The organism is Micromonospora sp. NPDC005979 (assembly GCF_040614415.1).
In the GTDB taxonomy this organism is placed as follows: Bacteria; Actinomycetota; Actinomycetes; order Mycobacteriales; family Micromonosporaceae; genus Micromonospora.
Genome location: NZ_JBEXUR010000001.1, coordinates 155392 through 175609, shown reverse-complemented (window position 1 = coordinate 175609; position 20218 = coordinate 155392). Strand labels below are relative to the sequence as shown.

General features: G+C 69.6%; 23 protein-coding genes. 12 read left to right on the top strand and 11 right to left on the bottom strand.

Features of this window, described 5'->3' with window-relative positions; translation table 11 throughout:
• Positions 1 to 13 precede the first annotated feature (13 nt).
• Both ABZ272_RS00770 and ABZ272_RS00765 read right to left on the bottom strand, forming a co-directional pair.
• Complete coding sequence (locus ABZ272_RS00770) at positions 14 to 1129, bottom strand: tartrate dehydrogenase (protein ID WP_355047773.1); 1116 nt, start codon at positions 1127 to 1129, stop codon at positions 14 to 16.
• On the bottom strand, positions 1126 to 1815 hold the full coding sequence (locus ABZ272_RS00765) for a GntR family transcriptional regulator (RefSeq protein WP_355047772.1): 690 nt from the start codon (positions 1813 to 1815) through the stop codon (positions 1126 to 1128). The genes ABZ272_RS00770 and ABZ272_RS00765 overlap by 4 nt, the downstream gene beginning before the upstream one ends.
• A 98-nt stretch (positions 1816 to 1913) precedes the next feature.
• Here ABZ272_RS00765 and ABZ272_RS00760 point away from each other — a divergent pair, with 98 nt between their 5' ends.
• From ABZ272_RS00760 to ABZ272_RS00740, 5 genes are read left to right on the top strand one after another with little or no spacing between them, the layout of a single operon-like run.
• Positions 1914 to 3173, top strand: coding sequence for an MFS transporter (locus tag ABZ272_RS00760; RefSeq protein ID WP_355047771.1), 1260 nt, complete (start codon positions 1914 to 1916; stop codon positions 3171 to 3173).
• The gene (locus ABZ272_RS00755; RefSeq protein ID WP_355047770.1) at positions 3173 to 4117 is read left to right on the top strand and encodes an NAD(P)-dependent oxidoreductase; all 945 of its coding nucleotides are present in this window, start codon (positions 3173 to 3175) and stop codon (positions 4115 to 4117) included. Before ABZ272_RS00760 ends, ABZ272_RS00755 begins: the two co-directional genes overlap by 1 nt.
• The gene (locus ABZ272_RS00750; RefSeq protein WP_355047769.1) at positions 4114 to 5778 is read left to right on the top strand and encodes an FAD-binding dehydrogenase; all 1665 of its coding nucleotides are present in this window, start codon (positions 4114 to 4116) and stop codon (positions 5776 to 5778) included. Before ABZ272_RS00755 ends, ABZ272_RS00750 begins: the two co-directional genes overlap by 4 nt.
• A 29-nt stretch (positions 5779 to 5807) precedes the next feature.
• Entirely contained in the window at positions 5808 to 7181 is a 1374-nt protein-coding gene (locus ABZ272_RS00745) for an acyclic terpene utilization AtuA family protein (RefSeq protein ID WP_355047768.1), read from the top strand.
• Positions 7171 to 7506, top strand: a complete 336-nt coding sequence (locus ABZ272_RS00740) for a DUF4387 domain-containing protein (RefSeq protein WP_355047767.1) — start codon at positions 7171 to 7173, stop codon at positions 7504 to 7506. The genes ABZ272_RS00745 and ABZ272_RS00740 overlap by 11 nt, the downstream gene beginning before the upstream one ends.
• Positions 7507 to 7542: 36 nt before the next feature.
• Here ABZ272_RS00740 and ABZ272_RS00735 read toward each other — a convergent pair whose 3' ends face one another.
• Complete coding sequence (locus ABZ272_RS00735) at positions 7543 to 8490, bottom strand: WYL domain-containing protein (RefSeq protein ID WP_355047766.1); 948 nt, start codon at positions 8488 to 8490, stop codon at positions 7543 to 7545.
• Between the two features lie 160 nt (positions 8491 to 8650).
• Here ABZ272_RS00735 and ABZ272_RS00730 point away from each other — a divergent pair, with 160 nt between their 5' ends.
• Complete coding sequence (locus ABZ272_RS00730; RefSeq protein WP_355047765.1) at positions 8651 to 9049, top strand: VOC family protein; 399 nt, start codon at positions 8651 to 8653, stop codon at positions 9047 to 9049.
• Between the two features lie 43 nt (positions 9050 to 9092).
• Here ABZ272_RS00730 and ABZ272_RS00725 read toward each other — a convergent pair whose 3' ends face one another.
• Positions 9093 to 9989, bottom strand: coding sequence for an NAD-dependent epimerase/dehydratase family protein (locus ABZ272_RS00725; protein ID WP_355047764.1), 897 nt, complete (start codon positions 9987 to 9989; stop codon positions 9093 to 9095).
• A 161-nt stretch (positions 9990 to 10150) separates the two neighbouring features.
• On the opposite strand from ABZ272_RS00725, the gene ABZ272_RS00720 reads away from it, so the two are divergent.
• Complete coding sequence (locus ABZ272_RS00720; protein WP_355047763.1) at positions 10151 to 10723, top strand: TetR/AcrR family transcriptional regulator; 573 nt, start codon at positions 10151 to 10153, stop codon at positions 10721 to 10723.
• 34 nt (positions 10724 to 10757) lie between these two features.
• Here ABZ272_RS00720 and ABZ272_RS00715 read toward each other — a convergent pair whose 3' ends face one another.
• Entirely contained in the window at positions 10758 to 11558 is an 801-nt protein-coding gene (locus tag ABZ272_RS00715) for an SDR family oxidoreductase (RefSeq protein ID WP_355047762.1), read from the bottom strand.
• Here ABZ272_RS00715 and ABZ272_RS00710 point away from each other — a divergent pair.
• Both ABZ272_RS00710 and ABZ272_RS00705 read left to right on the top strand, forming a co-directional pair.
• Positions 11506 to 12120 carry a helix-turn-helix domain-containing protein gene (locus tag ABZ272_RS00710; protein ID WP_355047761.1) on the top strand — a complete coding sequence of 205 codons (615 nt, stop codon included), beginning with the start codon at positions 11506 to 11508 and terminating at the stop codon, positions 12118 to 12120. The two genes, ABZ272_RS00715 and ABZ272_RS00710, sit on opposite strands and share 53 nt — an antisense overlap.
• Positions 12015 to 12242, top strand: a complete 228-nt coding sequence (locus ABZ272_RS00705) for a hypothetical protein (RefSeq protein ID WP_355047760.1) — start codon at positions 12015 to 12017, stop codon at positions 12240 to 12242. Before ABZ272_RS00710 ends, ABZ272_RS00705 begins: the two co-directional genes overlap by 106 nt.
• A 132-nt stretch (positions 12243 to 12374) precedes the next feature.
• Here ABZ272_RS00705 and ABZ272_RS00700 read toward each other — a convergent pair whose 3' ends face one another.
• The 3 genes from ABZ272_RS00700 to ABZ272_RS00690 are packed head-to-tail and all read right to left on the bottom strand — an operon-like array spanning position 12375 to position 14785.
• On the bottom strand, positions 12375 to 12680 hold the full coding sequence (locus ABZ272_RS00700) for a hypothetical protein (RefSeq protein WP_355047759.1): 306 nt from the start codon (positions 12678 to 12680) through the stop codon (positions 12375 to 12377).
• 46 nt (positions 12681 to 12726) lie between these two features.
• Positions 12727 to 14148: an NAD(P)/FAD-dependent oxidoreductase gene (locus ABZ272_RS00695; protein WP_355047758.1), complete on the bottom strand. Its 1422-nt coding sequence runs from the start codon at positions 14146 to 14148 to the stop codon at positions 12727 to 12729.
• A gap of 1 nt (position 14149) precedes the next feature.
• Positions 14150 to 14785: a hypothetical protein gene (locus ABZ272_RS00690; RefSeq protein ID WP_355048240.1), complete on the bottom strand. Its 636-nt coding sequence runs from the start codon at positions 14783 to 14785 to the stop codon at positions 14150 to 14152.
• A 122-nt stretch (positions 14786 to 14907) separates the two neighbouring features.
• Between ABZ272_RS00690 and ABZ272_RS00685 the strand changes: the two genes are divergently transcribed.
• The 3 genes from ABZ272_RS00685 (at position 14908) to ABZ272_RS00675 (ending at position 17674) form a co-directional block, all read left to right on the top strand.
• The gene (locus ABZ272_RS00685; RefSeq protein WP_355047757.1) at positions 14908 to 15516 is read left to right on the top strand and encodes a TetR/AcrR family transcriptional regulator; all 609 of its coding nucleotides are present in this window, start codon (positions 14908 to 14910) and stop codon (positions 15514 to 15516) included.
• A gap of 325 nt (positions 15517 to 15841) precedes the next feature.
• Positions 15842 to 16411: a WHG domain-containing protein gene (locus tag ABZ272_RS00680; protein WP_355047756.1), complete on the top strand. Its 570-nt coding sequence runs from the start codon at positions 15842 to 15844 to the stop codon at positions 16409 to 16411.
• Positions 16412 to 16495: 84 nt separating this feature from the next.
• Positions 16496 to 17674 (top strand): GDSL-type esterase/lipase family protein, encoded by a 1179-nt coding sequence (locus ABZ272_RS00675; RefSeq protein WP_355047755.1) that lies wholly within the window; start codon positions 16496 to 16498, stop codon positions 17672 to 17674.
• A gap of 147 nt (positions 17675 to 17821) precedes the next feature.
• Here the strand turns inward: ABZ272_RS00675 and ABZ272_RS00670 are convergent, their stop codons facing one another.
• The 3 genes from ABZ272_RS00670 to ABZ272_RS00660 form a co-directional block, all read right to left on the bottom strand.
• The gene (locus ABZ272_RS00670) at positions 17822 to 18385 is read right to left on the bottom strand and encodes an RICIN domain-containing protein (protein WP_355047754.1); all 564 of its coding nucleotides are present in this window, start codon (positions 18383 to 18385) and stop codon (positions 17822 to 17824) included.
• Between the two features lie 125 nt (positions 18386 to 18510).
• Positions 18511 to 19695: a radical SAM protein gene (locus tag ABZ272_RS00665; RefSeq protein WP_355047753.1), complete on the bottom strand. Its 1185-nt coding sequence runs from the start codon at positions 19693 to 19695 to the stop codon at positions 18511 to 18513.
• 93 nt (positions 19696 to 19788) lie between these two features.
• Positions 19789 to 20019 (bottom strand): hypothetical protein, encoded by a 231-nt coding sequence (locus ABZ272_RS00660; RefSeq protein WP_355047752.1) that lies wholly within the window; start codon positions 20017 to 20019, stop codon positions 19789 to 19791.
• Positions 20020 to 20218: the final 199 nt, after the last annotated feature.

Sequence of the window (20218 nt, the reverse complement as noted above, 5' to 3'; positions counted from 1 at the left end):
AACTCGGTGACAGTCAGCGCAGACGATCCGTCAGCAAGCTGGCGGACGGGCGTTCGCTGACCCTCTCGGCGATCGCCCGGCCCAGCTCCGCCGTCGTGCCGGTGCCGTGCAGGTCGGGGGTCAACGGTGCCTGTCCGGGCCCGTACGCCAGGACGTCCTCGACCGCGCCGAGCAGGTGGGCGGCGGCCTCGGGGTGGCCGAGGTGCTCCAGCATCATCGAGCCGCACCAGATCTGACCGATCGGGTTGGCGATGCCCTTGCCGGCGATGTCGGGTGCGGAGCCGTGCACGGGCTCGAACAGGCTCGGGTGCTCACGCTCAGGGTTGATGTTGGCGCTCGGGGCGATGCCGAGGGTGCCGGTGCAGGCCGGGCCGAGGTCGGAGAGGATGTCGCCGAACAGGTTGCTGGCCACGACCACGTCGAACCACTCCGGATGGAGCACGAACTGCGCCGCGAGCGCGTCGATGTGGAACTTGTCGAGGCGAACGTCGGGGAACCGCTCGCCCATCGCGGCCACCCGCTCGTCCCAGTACGGCATGGAGATGGAGATGCCGTTGCTCTTGGTGGCGGACGTCAGGTGCCGCTTCGGGCGACGGTCGGCCTGCTCGAAGGCGAAGCGCAGGACGCGGTCGACGCCGACGCGCGTCATGATCGTCTCCTGGAGGACGGTTTCCCGGTCGGTGCCCTCGAAGATCCGCCCACCGACGCTGGAGTACTCGCCCTCGGTGTTCTCCCGGACGACGACGAAGTCGATGTCGCCCGGGAGCCGGCCGGCCAGGGGGCTGCGGACGCCGGGCATGAGCCGACAGGGGCGCAGGTTCACGTACTGGTCGAAGACCCGCCGGAACTGCAGGAGGCTGCCCCAGAGCGAGACATGGTCGGGTACGACCTCCGGCCAGCCCACCGCGCCGAAGTAGATGGCGTCGTAGCCCCGCAGCGTCTGTTCCCAGTCGGGCGGCAGCATTGCGCCGTGCCGCTGCCAGTAGTCGGCGCTGGCGAAATCGAAGCTGTCGAAGGTGAGCGTCAGGTCGAAACGACGTGCGGTGGCGTGCAGCGCGTCGAGGCCGGCCGGGACGACCTCCTTGCCGATGCCGTCACCGGGGATGACGGCGATCCGGTGGGTGGTCACGGCGCCTCCCGAAGCGCGGCGAGGCCGCCCTGCGAGTCCTCGAGCGCGATGCGCTCCGCGGCGGCGGAGTCACCCGCACGCAGCGCCCGGACCAAAGCACGGTGGCTGCTGTATCGCTCCAGGCCGAACGTGTCGTCCTCCGCCAACCGTTGCAGAAGCAGCTCCCGGCGCTGCGGGCGGGAGAACACGCGGCTTTGCTCGAGCATCCGGACCAGCACCGGGTTGTGCGCGCAGGCGCTGACCGTGTCGTTGAACTGCTGCATGGTGTCGAGCAGCTCGGTGAGGTGCCGCTCGACCGGCGCGCCCTGGGCGGACCGCTCCTTGACAAGGATCAGCAGGTCGTCGGCGCGGTCGAGAATGCCTTCCAGCGCGTCGAGCTGCTCGGCGGTGGCGTGGCGGGCGGCGAAGCGGGCGACGAGGCCACGCAGGCCGACCTCCACCTCCGCGAGGTCGTCGATGGCGGCGTCGCGGATGGCGGCGACCAGCACGGTACGCGGCCCGATCCGCTCGATCAGCCCATCGAGCTCCAGCCGGCGCAGGGCCTCACGCACCGGTGTCGGGCTGACCGCGAGCCGCTCGGCCATGCCACGCTCGGTGACCTTCTCCCCCGGCGCGAGTTCGCCGGTGGCGATCGCGGTGCGAACTTGTCGGTACGCCTGATCGGCGAGCGTGCCGGCTGTCGTCATGACCGCACTCTAGCGCATGACATAGCAAGTTTGTTTGCAACTGTTGACGAGTTTGCTACAGCAACTTACCGTGACCCGGGACACAAGGAGGTGGACGTGTGTCCAACCGGCGGATCACGTTCTTCATAGCCCTCGCACTCTTCGCTCAGGAATCAACCTGGAACTTCTACGACAATCAGGTGCCCGTGCTGCTGCGCGAGCACGTGACGAGCGCGGCGCTCGTGGGCGCGCTGATGGGGATGGACAACCTGCTGGGAATCTTCATCCAGCCCTGGATCGGCAACCGGTCCGACAACACCCGGACCCGGTGGGGGCGGCGGATTCCGTACCTCGCGGTGGGCATGCCCCTGGCCGCGCTGGTCTTCGTACTGCTGCCGTGGACCACGTCGCTGGCCACGCTGGTCGTGGTGATGTTCTGCTACGCGCTGATCGTCAACACCACACGACCGCTGGCGGAGTCGTTGGTGCCGGACTTCCTACCCCCGCAACGGCGCAGCCGGGCGAACGCCGTCGTGAAGATCGCGACCGCGCTGACCATCATCGTCGCGTCGCTGATCAGCCTGCTCGTGGTGGACGAGCATCCGAGGGCGGCCTTCGTCATCCCGTCGGTGATCATGCTGGCCGCCACGGTCGTGCTGCTGGCCAACGTGCGCGACAGCCGGTCGGCGGCCTACCAGGCGGCGGTGGCCGAGGAGGCCACCGCCGGCCCCGCCGCGGTCGGCCAACCGCTGCGGCAGATCGTCTCCGGCCTCTTCACCGACCAGGATCGCCGCCGGCTCCTGCTGCTGCTGACCGTTCTACTGTTCGGCGGGGCATGGTTCGCCTCCCGGTCGCTGATCACCCCGTACGGCATGGAGGCGCTGGGCCTGAGCCGCGGCGACGCGGGCGGGCTCACCCTGCCCAGCGGCATCGTCTACGTGGCTGCCGCCTATCCGGCCGCGCTGCTGGCCGAGCGCTTCGGACGGCTGCGGATCATCGCCGTGGGCATCACCGTCTTCGCCGTCGCGCTGGCGGCGGGCGCCATCGTGCAGACCGCCACCGGTACGGTCGTCGCGTTCTGCGTGGCCTCGGCCGGCGCCGCCGCCTTCACGATCAACGCGGCGGTGGCGCTGTGGAACCTGGCACCGTCCAGCCGGGTGTTCGGTGCCTACACCGGCCTGTACGCGGTCACCTGGTACCTGGGCGGCTTCGGCGGCCCCGCCCTGATCGGCGCGGTGATCGACCTGGTCGGCTGGGACGGGATGCTGCTCTACATCGCCGTACTCGCCCTACTCGCCATGCTCGTCGTCGTACGCCTCGAACGCCTGCAGCGTGTGCACCGGGCCAACCGGGCCGACACCCTCATGGGAAGCGAATGATGTCGACCATCCTCATCACCACCGACTACCTCGCCCCCGGTGACGAGGTGGACACCTACCTGACCGGGCTCGGCTTCAGGACGCGGCACGACCCGATGCGGGGACCGCGCCGGCCGGAGCAGCTGATCGCGGCCCTGGCCGGCGTCGAGGGGGCGCTGATCGCCAACGAGCCGATGACCGCGGAGGTGCTGCGCCAGGCAGCGGACCTGCGCGCCGTCGTGCGTACCGGAGTCGGGTACGACTCCGTCGACGTGGCCGCCGCCGGCCGGCTCGGGATCAGCGTGAGCAATCTGCCCGGGATCAACGCCAACGCGGTGGCCGAGTACACCATGGGGTTGCTGCTCGTCCAGGCCCGGTGCCTGGTGCCGATCGCCGCGGGGGTGGCCGCCGGCGGTTGGCCCCGCACCGACGGCCACGAGCTGCGCGGCAAGACGCTCGGCCTGATCGGGCGGGGCGCGGTGGCCCAGCGAGTGGCGCCGCTGGCCGCCGCCTTCGGCATGACCGTGCTGTGCACCGGCAGCCTTCCCGCGCCGGTCACCCGGGTCACGCTCGACGAGTTGCTGCGCGACGCCGACTTCGTGTCGGTCCACACCGCACTGACCCCGCTCACGCGCCACCTCATCGACAGCGCGGCGTTGGCCCGGATGAAGCCGGGCGCGCACCTGATCAACACCGCACGCGGGCCGCTCGTCGACGAGGTTGCCCTGGTCGAGGCGGTCCGGTCCGGCCGGCTGGCGGGCGCAGCCCTGGACGTGGTGGACGTGGAGCCGCTGCCCGCCGACAGCATCCTGCGCGGCGTGGCCGGCATCACTGTCTTCTCGCACATGGCCGGGCAGACTGCCGAGGCCCGGCTGGCCGCGGGGATGGAGGGTGCCAAGGAACTCGTCGCCGCCCTCGACGGCCGGCCCGCCCACTCGCTCACCGAACCGAAGGAGCCGGCATGACCACCAAGACAGCGGACGCGGACGTGATGGTGATCGGCGCTGGCCTCGCCGGACTGGTGGCCACCGCCGAACTCGTCGCCGCCGGCCGATCGGTCCTGCTGCTCGACCAGGAGCCCGAGCAGAGCCTCGGCGGCCAGGCGTTCTGGTCGTTCGGCGGGCTGTTCCTGGTCGACTCACCCGAGCAGCGCCGAATGGGCATCCGCGACTCGACCGAACTCGCCTGGCAGGACTGGCAGGGCAGCGCCGGTTTCGACCGGCCCGAGGACGCCTGGCCACGGCGCTGGGCCGAGGCGTACGTCGACTTCGCCGCCGGCGAGAAACGCGCGTGGCTGCGGGGCCTCGGCGTCAAGATGTTCCCCATCGTCGGCTGGGCCGAACGCGGGGGCTACGACGCCACGGGACACGGCAACTCGGTGCCCCGTTTCCACGTCACCTGGGGTACCGGACCGGGCCTGCTCGAACCCTTCATCGCAATCGTGCGGGAGGCGACCCGACGCGGCCTCGTCCGGTTCGCCTTCCGGCACCGGGTCGACGCGCTGACCGTCAGCGACGGCGCGGTGGTGGGTGCCACCGGCCGGGTCCTGGAGCCCAGCGAGGCCGCCCGCGGCAGCGCCAGTTCGCGGGAGGAGATCGGCGACTTCGCCTACACGGCGCAGGCCGTCATCGTCACCTCCGGCGGTATCGGCGGCAACCACGACCTGGTCCGCCGCAACTGGCCGGCGCGGCTCGGTACGCCGCCCACCCACATGATCAGCGGCGTTCCCGCCCACGTGGACGGTCGCATGCTGACCATCACGCAGGACGCTGGCGGCGCCGTGATCAACCCCGATCGGATGTGGCACTACGTCGAGGGCATCCAGAACTGGAACCCGATCTGGGACAAGCACGGCATCCGGATCCTGCCCGGGCCGTCCTCCGTCTGGCTCGACGCGCGCGGACGACGGCTGCCGGTGCCGCTCTACCCTGGATTCGACACCCTCGGCACGCTCGCCCACCTGCGCACCACCGGCCACGACCACAGCTGGTTCATTCTGACCCAGAAGATCATCGAGAAGGAGTTCGCGCTCTCCGGCTCCGAGCAGAACCCGGACCTGACCGGTCGCAGCGTCAAACAGGTACTCGGCCGCCTGCGTGCCGGCGCGCCGGCGCCGGTGGAGGCATTCAAGCAGCGGGGCGCCGACTTCGTCGTGGCCGACCGGCTGGACGAGCTGGTGAAGGGCATGAACGCGCTCACCGACGAGCCTCTGCTGGACCCGCTCGACATCCAGCGCACGATCGAGGCACGCGACCGGGAGCTGGCCAACGGCTTCACGAAGGACATGCAGATCGCTGCCATCCGCAACTTCCGAAACTACCGGGGCGACCGGCTCATGCGGACCGCGGCGCCGCACCGACTCCTCGACCCGAAGGCCGGGCCGCTGATCGCCGTACGCCTGCATGTGCTCACCCGCAAGACCCTGGGCGGCCTGCACACCGACCTCGACGGTCGGGTGCTGGACGGCGCCGGCCAGCCGGTGCCCGGGCTCTACGCCGCCGGCGAGGCCAGTGGGTTCGGCGGTGGCGGCATGCACGGCTACCGCGCGCTGGAAGGCACCTTCCTGGGCGGCTGTCTCTTCTCCGGCCGCCAGGCCGGCCGCGCCGTGGCCGCCACCGTCGGATGACCGGCTCGTACCCGCGAAATGAGGAAACCGTGACCCGCGACCGCGTACGCATTCTCGTGCCCTCCGGCATGCTCGGCTCGGGATTCCCGCCCGAGATCGTCGACCGTGGGCTGGAACTCGGTGCCGACGTCATCGCCGTGGACGGAGGGTCGACCGACTCCGGCCCGTACTATCTGGGCACCGGCACGGCCAAGACCACCGCGGCGGCCGTGGCCCGCGACCTGCGCCTGCTGCTCCGGGCGGCGGCGAAGGCGCGTATTCCGCTGATCGTCGGCTCGTGCGGTACCAGCGGGACCGACTCCGGCGTGGACTGGGTCGCCGGCATCGCGCGCGGCATCCTGGCTGAGGAAGGGCTGGACCTGCGGGTCTCCACCATCTACAGCGAGCAGCGGGCCACCGACCTCAAGGAGCATCTCGACCGGGGACGGATCCACCCGCTCCCGCCGGCCGGCGACCTCGATCCGGCGACGTTGGACAGCTGCCAGCACATCGTCGCGATGATGGGCCATGAGCCGATCGCCGAGGCGCTGGCGGGCGGAGCCGACGTGGTACTGGCCGGGCGTGCCACCGACACCGCCGTGGCCGCCGCCTTCCCGCTGATGGCCGGCATGCCGGCCGGCCCGACCTGGCACGCCGCCAAGATCATCGAGTGCGGCGCGCAGTGCACCACGAACCCGCGCTCCAGCGGGGTCTTCGCCACCATCGACGCCACCGGCTTCACCATCGAGCCGCTCGACCCGGCCGTCGCCTGCACGCCCACCTCGGTCGCGGCGCACATGCTCTACGAGACCGCCGACCCGTTCTCGATGCGGGAACCGGCCGGCACGCTGATGGTCGCCGACGCCACCTACCGGGCCCTGGACGAGCGGCGGGTACGGGTGGAGGGCTCCCGGTTCGAGCCGGCCCCCTACACCAACAAGCTTGAAGGGGCCCGGATCACCGGGTACGAGACAATGTCGTTCACCGCCATCCGCGACCCGCACATCCTCGGACAGATCACCACCTGGGCGCAGCTGCTGCGCCGGGTCACCACGGATCGGGTCGCCCAGACGCTCGGGCTCAGTGCCGACGACTACGCCTTCGACGTCCGCCTGTACGGCTACGACGCCGTACTGGAGGCGAAGGACCCGGACACCCGCACACCCCGCGAGGTCGGCGTGATGCTCCTGGTCCGCGCCGCCGATCAACAGACGGCCACCGCCGTCGCGAAGATCGCCAATCCGCTCATGCTGCACCTGCCCACGCCCGACATGGACTACCTGCCCAGCCTCGCGTTCCCCTTCTCCCCCGCCGAGACCGAGCGCGGGGCAGCGTACGAGTTCGCCCTCAACCACGTCGTGGACGTGTACTCGCCCACCAGCCTCTTCCGCATCCACCTCCCGGAGGACAGCGTTGTCCGATAACGCCCACCCCCACACCGTCGCCGACCTCGCGCTGGAGGTTCGGTCGAAGAACGCCGGCCCGTTCTGGGTGACGATGGAGCTGTTCATGCGCGACACTGCCGGGTACGCCCTGGTAGCCGACCCGGGCTTCCTGGACGCGCCGCTGGTCGCCCGCCTCTACGGCGTACCGGCCGAGGCCATCCGCATCTTCCGGATACCGGCACTGAACGTCGTCAAGATTTCGTTCCCGCGCCCGGTGGCGCAGGGCAGCCTGCGCGACCGAGACATCCACGCCGGGCAGCACCATGTGCCCCTGGCCATGCTCCCGCTACCGGAGTCGCACTGAGACCAGTGCCAACCGGGTCAGCGGAAGCCTCCCGCTTCACGAGCTGCCGTCAGGCACCGGACGGACTTTGCGAGCGCTGGCCGTGAGCCGGTCGGCGAGCGCGGTGACGAGCCCGCGGAGTTCGTCCGGCCGCTCGATGACGAACGGCCGGTCGAGCGACGCGAGCACCGGGGGCAGCCAGTCGAGCCTCTCCGCCCGCAGTTCAACGCGAAGCCAGCCCTCATTGTTGAGATCTGCGTCTGCCGGCGACGGCAACTCCTCCACGATCGCGACGCTGGCGGGAAGTCGGATACGGAGCTGCTCCACCGTTGCCTGGATCCGCAGGGTCACCTCATATCGGTACGGCGCCGTGGCGAGCGCCGAAAGAACGCGCTGCGCCGGATCGAGTCCGGCCGGTGGCTCGAAGGAGCCGGGAAGAGTCCTCGCGTCGGTGATCCGATCAAGCCGCAACGTCCGGTCCTCGGCGATCCCAGGGTCCGCACCGGTGACGTACCACCGGCCCGAATGGGCGACGAGCCCGTACGGGTGCAGCGTCCGTGCACTGCGCCGGCCGTCGGCAGTGGTGTATCTGATCGACAACGGCTGGTGATGGCGCACCGCATCGGCGACAGCGAGAAGAACCCCGGTCTGCGGGGCGCGGAATTCGCCGGGCGGAGCCGTGAAGGCGAGGGCCTCGAGCACGGTGCCAAGTCGGCGGGCGAGGCGCTCGGGCAGTACACGCCGGATCTTGGCCGCTGCCGTCTCAGTCGCCGTGTCGGACGTCGTCGCCAACCCTGTTCGGGGACCGGCGACCAGGCCGAGCAGCACGGCCAGAGCTTCGTCGTCGCTGAGCATGAGCGGCGGCATGCGGTACCCCGGAGCGAGTCGGTACCCGCCGTGACGACCGCGTACCGACTCGACGGGCACGTCGAGGTCAATCAGGTGACCCACGTACCGCCGCACGGTGCGCCCTTCGACGCCCAGACGGTGGGCGAGTTCGGCCACCGTCCGGATGCCGCCCGACTGCAGGAGCTCCAACAGGGTAAGGACCTGAGCGGTAGGTCGAGCCACCTGCCGAATTTACCGCGAATACTGGACCGATTCTGTCCGGTATTGGTTCTAGCGTGGCCGTGCCACCTGGCTCCACCCGATCTAGGAGATCACCATGAACCTCGTCTCAGTCCGGATCATCACTGGTGATGTCGCACGCCTCGTCAACTTCTACGAACGGGTCACGGGAGTGCGGGCGGACTGGGCCACCGAGGACTTCGCCGAGCTGCGGACCACGTCCGGCACTCTCGCGATCGGCAGCACTCGCACCGTCTCACTGTTCGCGCCCGGGTCCGCTCAACCGGCGGACAACCGCAGCCTGATCATCGAGTTCCTCGTCGACGACGTGGACAGCGTGCATCAGAACCTGACCGGCGTCGTCGAAGACTTCGTCAACGAGCCCACGACGCTGCCCTGGGGCAACCGGTCGCTGCTGTTCCGTGACCCCGACGGCAACCTCGTCAACTTCTTCACTCCGGTCACCCCGGCCGCCATCGAGAAATTCGCGAGCTGAGGCCTCGCCCCACTCCTGCCACCCGCAGCACACCGACAACGGCTCAGATGTTCACGACCTGGTAGGAGCCGGAGCGCACGTCCTCCGGCAGGGCGGGACCGCTGGTGCTCCAGCCGAACGTGTCGCGTGCCTTGCGGGAGGTGATGCGCGCCGAGGATCGGAGCAACGCGGCCATCGGCCCCATGGCGCTCTCAGCCTGTTCGGCGGTGATCGAGGTCGCGGTGGCTCCGGTCAGGTCCGCGATCGCCTCGGCAAGTTCGCGGAAGGTGAACTGTCGCGGTCCGGCCGCGTTGTAGGTGCCCGCTACCGGGCGCTCCAGGGCCGTCAGGTACAGGCGGGCGAGATCGTCCACGTGCACCGGGGTCCACTCGTTGTCGCCGGCGTCGATGTAGGTGGCCGCGCCCGAGCGGGTCGCGGCGTCGATCAGACTGGTCAACAGCAGGGAGCCGCCGCGACCGTAGACCAGACCCGCGCGGATGATGATGCTGTTCAGGCCCGCCGCGTCGCGCACCAGTCGCTCGCCGACGAGCTTGAAGGGCTGCGGGCCCGGCTCCGGCAGTTCCGCGTCCTCGTCGCGGGGATGGTCCGGGTCGAGCCCGTAGACCAGGTTCGTGCTGGTGTAGAGGAACGGCTTGCCAGTGCCGGCCTTGCCCGCTCCACGGGTCAGCGCCTCCACGGCAGTGGCCTCCACCCTGATCGCGTCCTCGCCACCGAAATAGTCGACCGCGGTGTGCACCACCGCATCGGCTTCCGCGGAAGCCCTCTCCAGGAGCGCGGTGTCGGTCAGATCGCCGAGCAGCGGAGACGCGCCCGCCCCTGCCGCCTTGGCTGCTGATTCCGGGGACCGGGTCAGCGCTACTACTTCGTGGCCCGCCGCGACGAAGTGTTCGACGAGCACCGAGCCCAGGTAGCCGGTGCCGCCGGTGATGAGGATCTGCATGTTCTCTCCAAGCCGATCGGCCGATGAAACGGATGGACCATCCGGTTGCCAACCGTAGCACGAACCGGATGGACCATCCGTTTCACCGGCCTGAGCCGCCCGTTCAGGGCTACGGCTCCAGGTGGGGGCAAGTGGAGCTGTTATCCGCTTATGCTGGAGGAGTGACCGCTCCGCCGCCTCGTAAGGACGCAGTACGCAACCGCCAGCGGATCATCGAGATTGGCCGGACGATGGTCGCGGACGGCACCCCGATTCAGCTGAACGAGGTGGCCCGCGTGGCCGGCGTTGGTGTCGCCACGGTGTACCGGCACTTCCCGACGCCTCAGGCGCTGATCGAGGCGGTGTCGGTGGACGGACTTGAGACGCTGATCCAGGCCGGCGAACGGGCCGTGCAGCAGGACGATCCCTGGTCGGCTTTCCGTGGTCTCCTGGTCCGGGTCGTGGACGCGCAACTACTCGACCTTGCCCTGTCCTCGGTCCTGTCCACGCCCACGGCCACCCTGCCGGGCACAGCGCACCTGCTCGATCAGTTGTCCTCGCTGTTCAACAAACTGTTCGTACGGGTCAGGGACGCGGGGCTGCTGGCGCCCGGCATCACGCTCGCCGACATGACGCCACTGATGTGTGGAGTCGCCTTCTCTGCCCGGATGCACCCAGCCACCGACCCGCAACAGCAAGCCGCCGCCGGCCGCCACTACCTCGAGATCGTGCTGAACGGGATACGGGCCCGCTGAGCGCCGCAGGGGCCAAAACGCAACCCCGTCGCCTCTACTCCGGCGGCCCCTGGTCGACGGAGAGACCGAGATGCGTCCCACCGGAGGCGTCGATCACCTGGCCGGTCACCCATCGCCCCGCTGGAGAGGCAAGGAAGGCGACCACGTCCGCGATATCCGCCGGCTCTCCGACCCGGCGGAGGGCCGAGAGCCCGGTGACGACCTCCCGTAGCGCCGGTTGGGCGTCGAACCAGGCCACGTTGTTCTCGGTGGCGGTGGTCCCCGGCATCACCGCGTTCACCGTGATTCCCCGACCGCCCAGTTCCTGTGCCAGCGTGACGCTCAACGTGTTGATCGCCCCCTTCGTCATGGCGTACGCGAGAGTGCCGGGTATCGCGACTCGGGTGGCGACGGACGAGACATTGATGATCCGGCCACCGTCGCGGAGCAGGTCCAGGCCACGCTGGATCACGAAGAACGGCGCTTTCACGTTGATCGCGAACAACTCGTCGAAGTCATCCGGCCGTGCGGTGGCCAGCGTCGGCGTGGCCCCGCCGATCGCCGCGTTGTTCACCAGCACGTCGATGCCGCGCGGCGCGCCGCGTTCGGCCAACCCGGCCTCCACCCCGGCCCAGAGCCGATCGGCATCACCCGCCACGCCGAGCTGCGCGCCGACCGCGAACGCGGCGCCACCCGCCTCGGTGATCTGCGCGACGGTCTCCTGCGCGGCTGACTCGCTCGTGCCGTAGTGCACCACCACCAGTGACCCAGCCGCGGCGAGCCGCTTGGCAATCGCGCGGCCGATGCCCCGGCTCGCGCCGGTGACGAGGCTTGTCGTGCCGTCCATCGTTTCCATGGTCTCCCCTTCGTGTCGCGTATCGAAGCAGGTTCCACGGTCCGACCCTCGTCGTACGCCCGGCAACGGACTGAGGTGTCGCGGCGTACGGTTGTTGCACTTCCTCATGCGGAGAAACGTCCGTGCGTACGCTCGTTTGATGCGCTGGGACGCCGAGGAGAAGCGACGCCGAATCCTGGCCGCGGCACGGCGCGCCTTCGCCGAGAAGGGCGAGGACGTCACGGTGGCTCGGATCGCTCGCAGCGCCGGTGTGTCCGTCGCCACCGTCTACCGGCGCTTTCCCACCCGGGACAGCCTTATCACGGACGCCTACGGCGATCAGTGGAACGACTGCGCGGCCATGCACGCCGAAGCCCTCCGCGACCCGGACCCGGCGCGGGCGCTGCGGGAACTGATTCGCACGCTCTGCGCATACCAGGTACAGGACAGAGGTTTCACCAGGGCTACGTCGAGGCGGTGGTCACCGGACGCGGGCTCGACCACGAGCGGCAGGAGACCGAACGGGTCATCGCTCAGCTGCTGCGGCAGGCACAGGCGGTGGGCACCGTCCGCGCCGACCTGACCGTCGCCGATTTCCGGCTGCTGATCGCCGCCCATCACGGCGTCGTCCTGGCCGGTGGGCCCGACGCCGCGACGGCTTCCCAGCGCTATCTCGCACTGATGCTGCGCACGCTCCAACCCTGAAATATCGCCGCCCGAAGTTCGAGGTCGACCAGGTGTTTCGTCGGCCGCGGCGGAGGCGGCCCCCGAGGCCGCCGCAGCGCACGAAACCGGGCGCAGGCGTCCTTTCCGCCTACGCCCGGGAAGTGCTGATCGTCAAGCCTGTTCGATGTCCGAGAACAGCCCCTTGAACGGGACCTGCGTCCCCGCGAGGGTGCCGAAGACATCAGCGGCAACGGTTGTCGCGACTGCCGCGGAGGCGTCTTCGTAGCTGTCGAAGTAGAGGTCGAGCGTCCGGTACGCGGGGGTAGCGGTGCCATCCTCCTTCGGCCACACCTTCGCGGACTCGAGTCGCCGCAGCTTCGGGAACGTCGCCGCGGCAGCCTTCACGTCCGCGTAGGCCCGCTCGAAGTCGTCAGGGCTCGCCGGGTTGTCGATGATGATTGTGATCTTGGTAGGCATGGCACTCTCCTCGAATTGGGTCGGAACTAGCGCTGCGGATCTGAATTCAGCGGCCGTAGGTCTCCAACAGCCGCAGCCACACCTCACTGACGGTCGGGTAGGCCGGAACCGCGTGCCACAGCCGGTCCAGCGGGACCTCGCCGACGATGGCGATGGTCGCGGCGTGGATCAGTTCCGCGACGTCCGGGCCGGCGAGAGTGAGGCCGACGATCACCTTGCGGTCCTCGTCGACGACCATCCGGGCGTGTCCCCGGTAGCCGTCGGCGTGCAGGGAAGCTCCGGCGACGGCCCCAAGGTCGTAGTCCACCACTCGGATCCGAAGCCCAGCCGCCTCGGCCGCAGCCGCGGTCAAGCCCACCGACGCGATCTCCGGGTCGGTGAAGACCACCTGCGGCACCGCACGCTCGTCAGCCGTCGCCACGTGCCGCCCCCACCGGCCGTCCTCGACCTTCGCACCCTTCGCCCGGGCCACGATGACGTCGCCCACCGCCCGCGCCTGGTACTTGCCCTGATGGGTCAGCAGCACCCGCCGGTTCACATCGCCCGCCGCGTAGAGCCACTCGCCGCCGCCGACGACACGCAGGGTGTCGTCGACCGCCAGCCAGGCGCCCGGCGCCAGCCCGACCCGGTCGAGGCCGATGTCCTGGGTGTTCGGCGTACGACCGACCGCCACCAGCACCTCGTCAGCCTCGATCCGCTCGCCGGAGGCGGTCTCGACGTGGACGACTCCGCTGTCGTCGCGGTCGACGGCGACGGCCTCCGCGCCGGGGCGTACGGACACGCCGGCCTCGCGCAACGACTCGGTGACCAGCTCACTGGCGAACGGCTCCGCCGACGGCAACAGGCCGTCGCGGGCCAGCACCGTCACCGCGGACCCCAGGGCGGCGAACGCGGTCGCCATCTCGGCTGCCACGACGCCACCACCGATGATGGCGAGCCGACGGGGAACCGAACTGGCCGAAGCTGCCTCGCGGCTGGACCACGGCGCCGCCTCGCGCAGCCCCGGGATGTCCGGCAACAGCGCGCTACTGCCGGTCGCGACGACCACGGCGTGCCGCGCGGTCAGCGTCGTCGTGACGCCGTCGACGCCGGTCACCTCGACGACACGGGCGGCACTGATCCGCCCCTGACCGCGGTGCAGCGCGATGCCCGCCGACGCTAGCCAGGACACCTGACCGTCGTCCTGCCAATGCGATGCGAAGGAGTCCCGCCGGCCCAGCACCGCAGCCGCGTCCAGGTCTCCCGTCACCGCCTCCCGCGCGCCCGGCAGCTGGCGGGCCGCGCGCAACGCGGACGCGCTGCGCAGCAACGCCTTGGTCGGCATGCAGGCCCAGTACGAGCACTCGCCCCCGACCAGCTCCCGCTCGACGATCGCGGCGGTCAGCCCGCCCTGCACGACCCGATCGGCCACGTTCTCCCCGACCGGACCGGCACCGATCACAATGACGTCGTACTCGATGGTGGTCATGTCAGTTGCCCTTCGCGGCGCGGCCGAGACGGATGGCCGCGATGAGGAAGAAGATGGCGCCGGGAATGGCGTAGCCGGCGGCGTTGGTCAGCGACGGGTTGTCCGCGGCGGCGCCGGCGATGAAGGACCCACCAGCCAGGACCGAGATGCCGCCGCTGATGATCATCGGCCACTGGCCGCCCATCTTGCGACGGGTGACACCGACGATCAACTGGACCAGACCGGCGACGATCGCCCAGGCGCCCCACACCCGCAGAACGGCGGGAATACCGGACGCGCCTGCGACACCCAGACCGACGGCCGTGACCAGGCTTACCGCGATGTTCACGTACAGCAGGGTCGGCGAGCCGGTGGTCCGCGACGAACGGAGGTCGTAGATGGCGGCGCCCACGTCGAACAGCGGGTAGATCACGAAAAGCGTCACCGCGAGCGGACCGATCTCCTTGGCGGTGGCGATCGTCACGAGGGCCCAGACGATGGCGAACGCGAAGCGGACGAAGTACAGCCGTCGCAACGCGGAAGCCGTCTGGGAAATACCGGGCGAAGCAGCAATGGTGGTCACGGGTGACCCTTTCAGCGGAGGGGTTAGGGAGACCGATCGTTCTGTCTTGTTCAGCATGACAGGCTCAACCCGCATCGTCAAGACCGAACGTTCTATCCACTCCCCTGACCCCGCGCTACCCACCGCCAGCTGGCACTGTCGAGCCTGAGGGCGTTCGAGATCCTGAGACCGAACGTTCTATCCGCTACGATGGCGATATGACGCCCACCGCATCCGGTGCCCGGCCCTCCGAGGCGCGCCAACGGCTTCTTGCCACGGCAACCAGGATCTTCTACTCGGAGGGCATCCATTCCGTCGGCGTAGATCGGATCATCGCCGAGGCGAAGGTGACCCGAGCCACCTTCTACCGGCACTTCCCCAGCAAGGACGATCTCATCCTCGCCTACCTGCGTGAGATCCATGAGATGGATCGCGGCGGGGTCGACACGGTCATCACCGCCGACGCACCGCCGGTCGCCCCACTCCTGGCCATCGCCAACTCGATCGCCGAGAGCATCCAGTCCCCGGGGTTCCGTGGATGCGCGTTTCTGAACGCTGCGGCGGAGTATCCGGACACGGAACATCCCGTACGCCAGGAGATCATCGCCCACCGGCAATGGTTCCTGGACACGCTCACCACGCTGATGGCGCAGGTCCAGGAGGAGACGGCAGAGTCCGCCGCGCGTCACTTCGTCATGCTCCGCGACGGTGCCATGGCAGCCGGATGCCTCTTCGACCCCGCGTTGGTGTCCGAGACCTTCCTTCGCGGCATCGAAGGACTCCTCCGGATCGCCGCCGAGCGCCAGTCGACCGAATCCGCCGGCTAGTCCGCCGGCAGGGCGGCTGCCCTGGTCCGTAGCGACCGGCGCTCCAGGCGGTGGGCGACCAGACCAGCCACCGGGCACAACGAGTGCAGGGTACGACCAACCCCAACGACGATCGCCGAGCCGGTGTCGTCGCCCAACTCGGCGAATCGTTGCGAGGGCTCATCCTCGGGTGCGCCTACGATCCCTGAACCGCTCCTGGCACTCTCCCTATCCGCTGACGCGCAGACGACCAGGCGGAACGTTGCGTCAGCTGGAACCTCACGACTGATTTGCCTATAGGTATTAGGTAGAAGCATAATAGTTGTAGGCAGATAGGGGGGGCGTGATGGACAGACCAGGACTGACGCCGGAGCGGCTGACCCGAGCGGGGGCGGAGCTTGCCGACGAGGTCGGCTTCGACCAGGTCACCGTCTCGGCGCTCGCTCGGCGGTTCGACGTCAAGGTCCCGAGCCTGTACTCGCACCTGAAGAACTCGCAGGACCTCAGAATCCGCATCGCGCTGTTCGCGCTCAAGGAACTCGCTGACCGCGTCGCCGATGCCGTCGCCGGTCGGGCCGGCAGGGACGCGCTGGCCGCGTTCGCTGACGCCTACCGCGACTACGCCAGGGAACACCCGGGCCGCTATGCCGCCACCCGGCTCCGGCTCGATCGGGAAACGGCGGCCGCCAGTGCCGGTGTCCAGCACGCGCAGATGGCTCGGGCGATCTTGCGGGGTTACGGGTTGGACGAGCCGGACGCGACCCACGCGGTCCGCATGCTGGGCAGCGTGTTCCACGGCTACGTGAGCTTGGAGCTGGCCGGCGGTTTCGAACACAGCGCTCCCGGCGCGCTGGAATCCTGGGAATGGATCGTGGATTCGCTCGACGCGGTGTTACGCACCCGCAGCACTCGCTGACCCGACGACGGCTGCACCACCGCCAGCGGTTCGCAGCGCGGCGCGCCGATGAACATCGAGATCTCGATCGAGAGGCTTGAGGCAATGCCCACCGAACACCAGTGGATCACCACCCCGGTCACCGCGGGCCTGGTGCGCGGGTCTGTCGATCTGGAGGCGACCGCGCGCGGTCTACTGCCGCACCGACTGACCGCCCGGGCCCGCCAGCAGATCCCCGACGACCAACTGGCCATGGCCGAGGCCCAGCCGTCCGGCGTGCGGCTGGCCTTCCGTACCCGGGCCACCACCATCGAACTGGACACGCTGCCCACCAAGCGGGTCTACCAGGGCTTCCCGGCCCCACCGGACGGCGTCTACGACCTGCTGATCAACGGGCGCCTGGCCGCGCAGGCCTCGGTGCCCGAGGGCAACGTCCGGACGGTCACCGACATGTTCACCCAGACCTCCGTGCTGGCCGAAGGGCCGTCCGGCACCGCCCGCTTCGCGGGTTTGCCGGAGGGTGCGAAGGACATCGAGATCTGGCTTCCACACACGGAGATCACCGAGTTGATCGCGCTGCGCACCGACGCGCCCGTTGAGCGGACCCCGCCCACCGGAAGCAGGACGTGGCTGCACCACGGCAGTTCCATCAGCCACGGCTCGAACGCCACTCATCCGACCGCCATCTGGCCAGCCCTGGCCGCGGCCCGGGGCGGCGTGGAGTTGGTCAACCTGGGATTCGGCGGGAGCGCGCTGCTCGACCCGTTCACCGCCCGCGCCATGCGGGACATCCCTGCGGACCTGATCAGCGTCAAGATCGGCATCAACATCGTCAACAGCGACGTGATGCGTCTACGCGCCTTCGCGCCTGCGGTCCACGGCTTCCTCGACACGGTCCGCGAAGGCCACCCGACCACGCCACTGCTGGTCGTGTCCGCCCTCCTGTGCCCGGTCCAGGAGGACACACCCGGTCCCCTCGTGCCGGACTTCGAGGGCGGGACGCTGCGCTTCAAGGCCACCGGCGATCCGGCCGAACGCAGCGCTGGGCGGCTGACCCTCAACGTCATCCGTGCCGAACTCGCCCGGATCGTCGAACAGCGCTCGGCCGGCGACCCGAACCTGCACTACCTAGACGGACGTGACCTCTACGGCGAGGCGGACTACGCCGAACTCCCACTTCCCGACGGGGTGCATCCCGACCCTGCCGGACATCGCCGTATCGCCGAGAACTTCGCGCGGCTGGCGTTCGGCGACGAAGGCCCCTTCGCCACCAAGACCGGCTGACCGCCTGTCGCGCGCCGGGCAGCGCCGGGCGAGCCGGTGCTGCCCGGCGCAGGGCCTGCGGTGTCCCGTGGCTCGCGGGTCCCGTCCGTCGCGGCCCGACCCGCCTACCGCCTGATCGCCCCACCGGTTGATCAGACAGCGACCCGTCTACCAGGCGCGCAAGACCCACTGCTGGGCGGTGGTGTTGTTACAGGGCCACTGCCACACGGCGTTGCCTGCGACGGGGTCGCCCCAGGGGACATCGACGCACTGCCCGGTCTGGAGGTTCCGTAGCGCGTACCCATTCACTCCCGGGACCTGCGTAACGGACCAGAGCTGCCGCGCGACGCCCAGGCAGTCCCACAGTTGTAGCGTCTGGCCCGCTGCCGGGTTGCCCCAGGGCACGTCGAGACACTTGGGGCCGTCTGCCGACCAGAGCGAGCTGACAAGCTGGTAGTAGACGACGCCGTTCCACCTTCCCTCGTAGACCATCGTCCATTTCTGGGCCGGACCGTCGTAGCAGGGCCACTGCTTGATCGCCGTGCCGTTGGCAGTACTGGCGTACGACACGTCGATGCACAGGCTGCCGAAGGGGTACTCGCTGGTAGCGGAGCTCTGGGATCTGAATGAGTATTCGGCGGCGGCGCTCGCAGGTGAGACGGCCGCCAGGTTGGCGGCTACGAGTCCGACGCACATCGCGAGCACCGTGGACGTCCGGCTGAGGATGTTCATGAGCATTCCTCTCGGTTGGAGTGGGACGACATTGATGAAGAGGTGGACGGTTGGCATCAGATACGTCCGCTACGGCGCGGGCGAGAACCGGCTTCAGGTGGGGGAAGGAGCGCCGATCGGCAGGGTTACAGGCGCCCACTGGTGTAGAGGTAGTCCAGCAACCGGCCGTCGACCCGGTCCTGGAAGGTGTCGGCAACCGCCGGTTCCGGTTGCTCGTACTCGTAACCGCAGCGCACCCAGCGCTCCGGGACGCTGGCCACGTCCAGGTACCCCTCGTCGATGCTGCCCACCTCGAAGCCGGGCTTCCCGGCCGACTGCCAGCAGCTGAAGAGTCGACCGTCGGCGTTGACCACGGCGCCGTACCGACCTCCGGGTGCCGAGCAGATGTGGCAGGTGGTTCTCATGCTGGGTCGGACGACCCGGAACCCCGCCTCCAAGGCGGCGATACTCCAACTCGCGAACGCGTCGCTCACGGTGTCGATGTGCCGCATGGTGTTGTGGTATCCGAAGCCCGCGTCGCCCACCCAGGCGAACGTCACCGTGCACCGGTCGGGGCTCAGGCCGGCGGCCAGTTCCCCGACGAGGTCGGCGATCCGGTCGAAATTGTGGTGCGACACGTTCACCCGCAGGTTCCAGTTCAGGCCGGTGACCTCTGTCGCACGCGCGACGTTGCGAACGATGGTGTCGAAGGTGGGCGCGCCGGACCGCTTGACCCGGATCTGATCATGATCCGCCCGGCTGCCGTCGAACGTCACCTGCACGCCGCCGAGACCCGCCGCGTACAGGTCACGGGCCAACCGCGGGGTCAGCAGAACGCCGTTCGTGGTCATCGCGCACCGGTCGAGCCCGATCACGCGCGCTCGGTCCAGCAGGGTGAGACAGCCCCGGGGGTTGAGCAGCGGCTCACCCCCGAACAGCAGCAGGTACAGACGATCCAGCTCGCACTGACGCATTCGGTCCCGGGCGAAGGTGATGATGCGATCGACGGTGTCAGTGTCCAGCCAGGCCCGCCGGATCCGCGGCGGTCGTGCGCCGCCCGTGTCGTCCACCCCGGTGTTCTGGAAGCAGTAGGCGCAGCCGAGGTTGCAGGTGGTCGTGGTGAGCACGGTCAGCGAGAACGAGACCGGAACGCGCGGCTCGAACGCCCCCGTGCGGCGGAGGAAACCCGTGGTGGCAGCGTCCACGGTGCCGTCCGACCCCACACACTCGGGGCGCAGCAGGGTCCAGGTCTGGTTGCCGATGAACCACCAGCCGTGTTCGCTGCGGATCAGGCGCGGTGCGTCGATGTCATCCAGGCGGGTACCGATCATGGCTCTTCCTTCCAGCGTTGGTCCGGATCGTCGGGTCGGCGGGGCCTGTCGGCCGTTCACAGCCGCCGACAGGCCCCGCAGTGCTGCCCCCGGCTAGGCGTTCGGGCCGGCGTCGCGCTGCAACGTGACGTTCTCCGGCGCGCCGATCTGGATCCCGCAGGAGGCGTCCGCGATCTGCGCCGCGCTGCGGTTGGCGAGAACCCGGCTCACCTCCGGCGCACCGATCTGGACGCCGCAGGCGGCGGCCTCCTCAACGGAGACGTCCGGCCCCCGGTTGACGAGAATGCCCTCCAGCTCCTCGGCACCGATCTGAATACCGCACATCTGGCCTGCTCCCTTCTCCGGCCGGAACGGCTTCCCGCCGGTCTTGGTGAATACGGGGCGGCAGGGCCGGTAGCAGATACCGATCCGGCGGACTCTCTCCCGACCGAGTGCCGCCGGTCAGCGACGGTGTCCGCGATGGAGGTCTGCGGACCTGCGGCGCAGGCGTCCCCGCCAGCCCCCGTGGGACCGCGCACCGGGC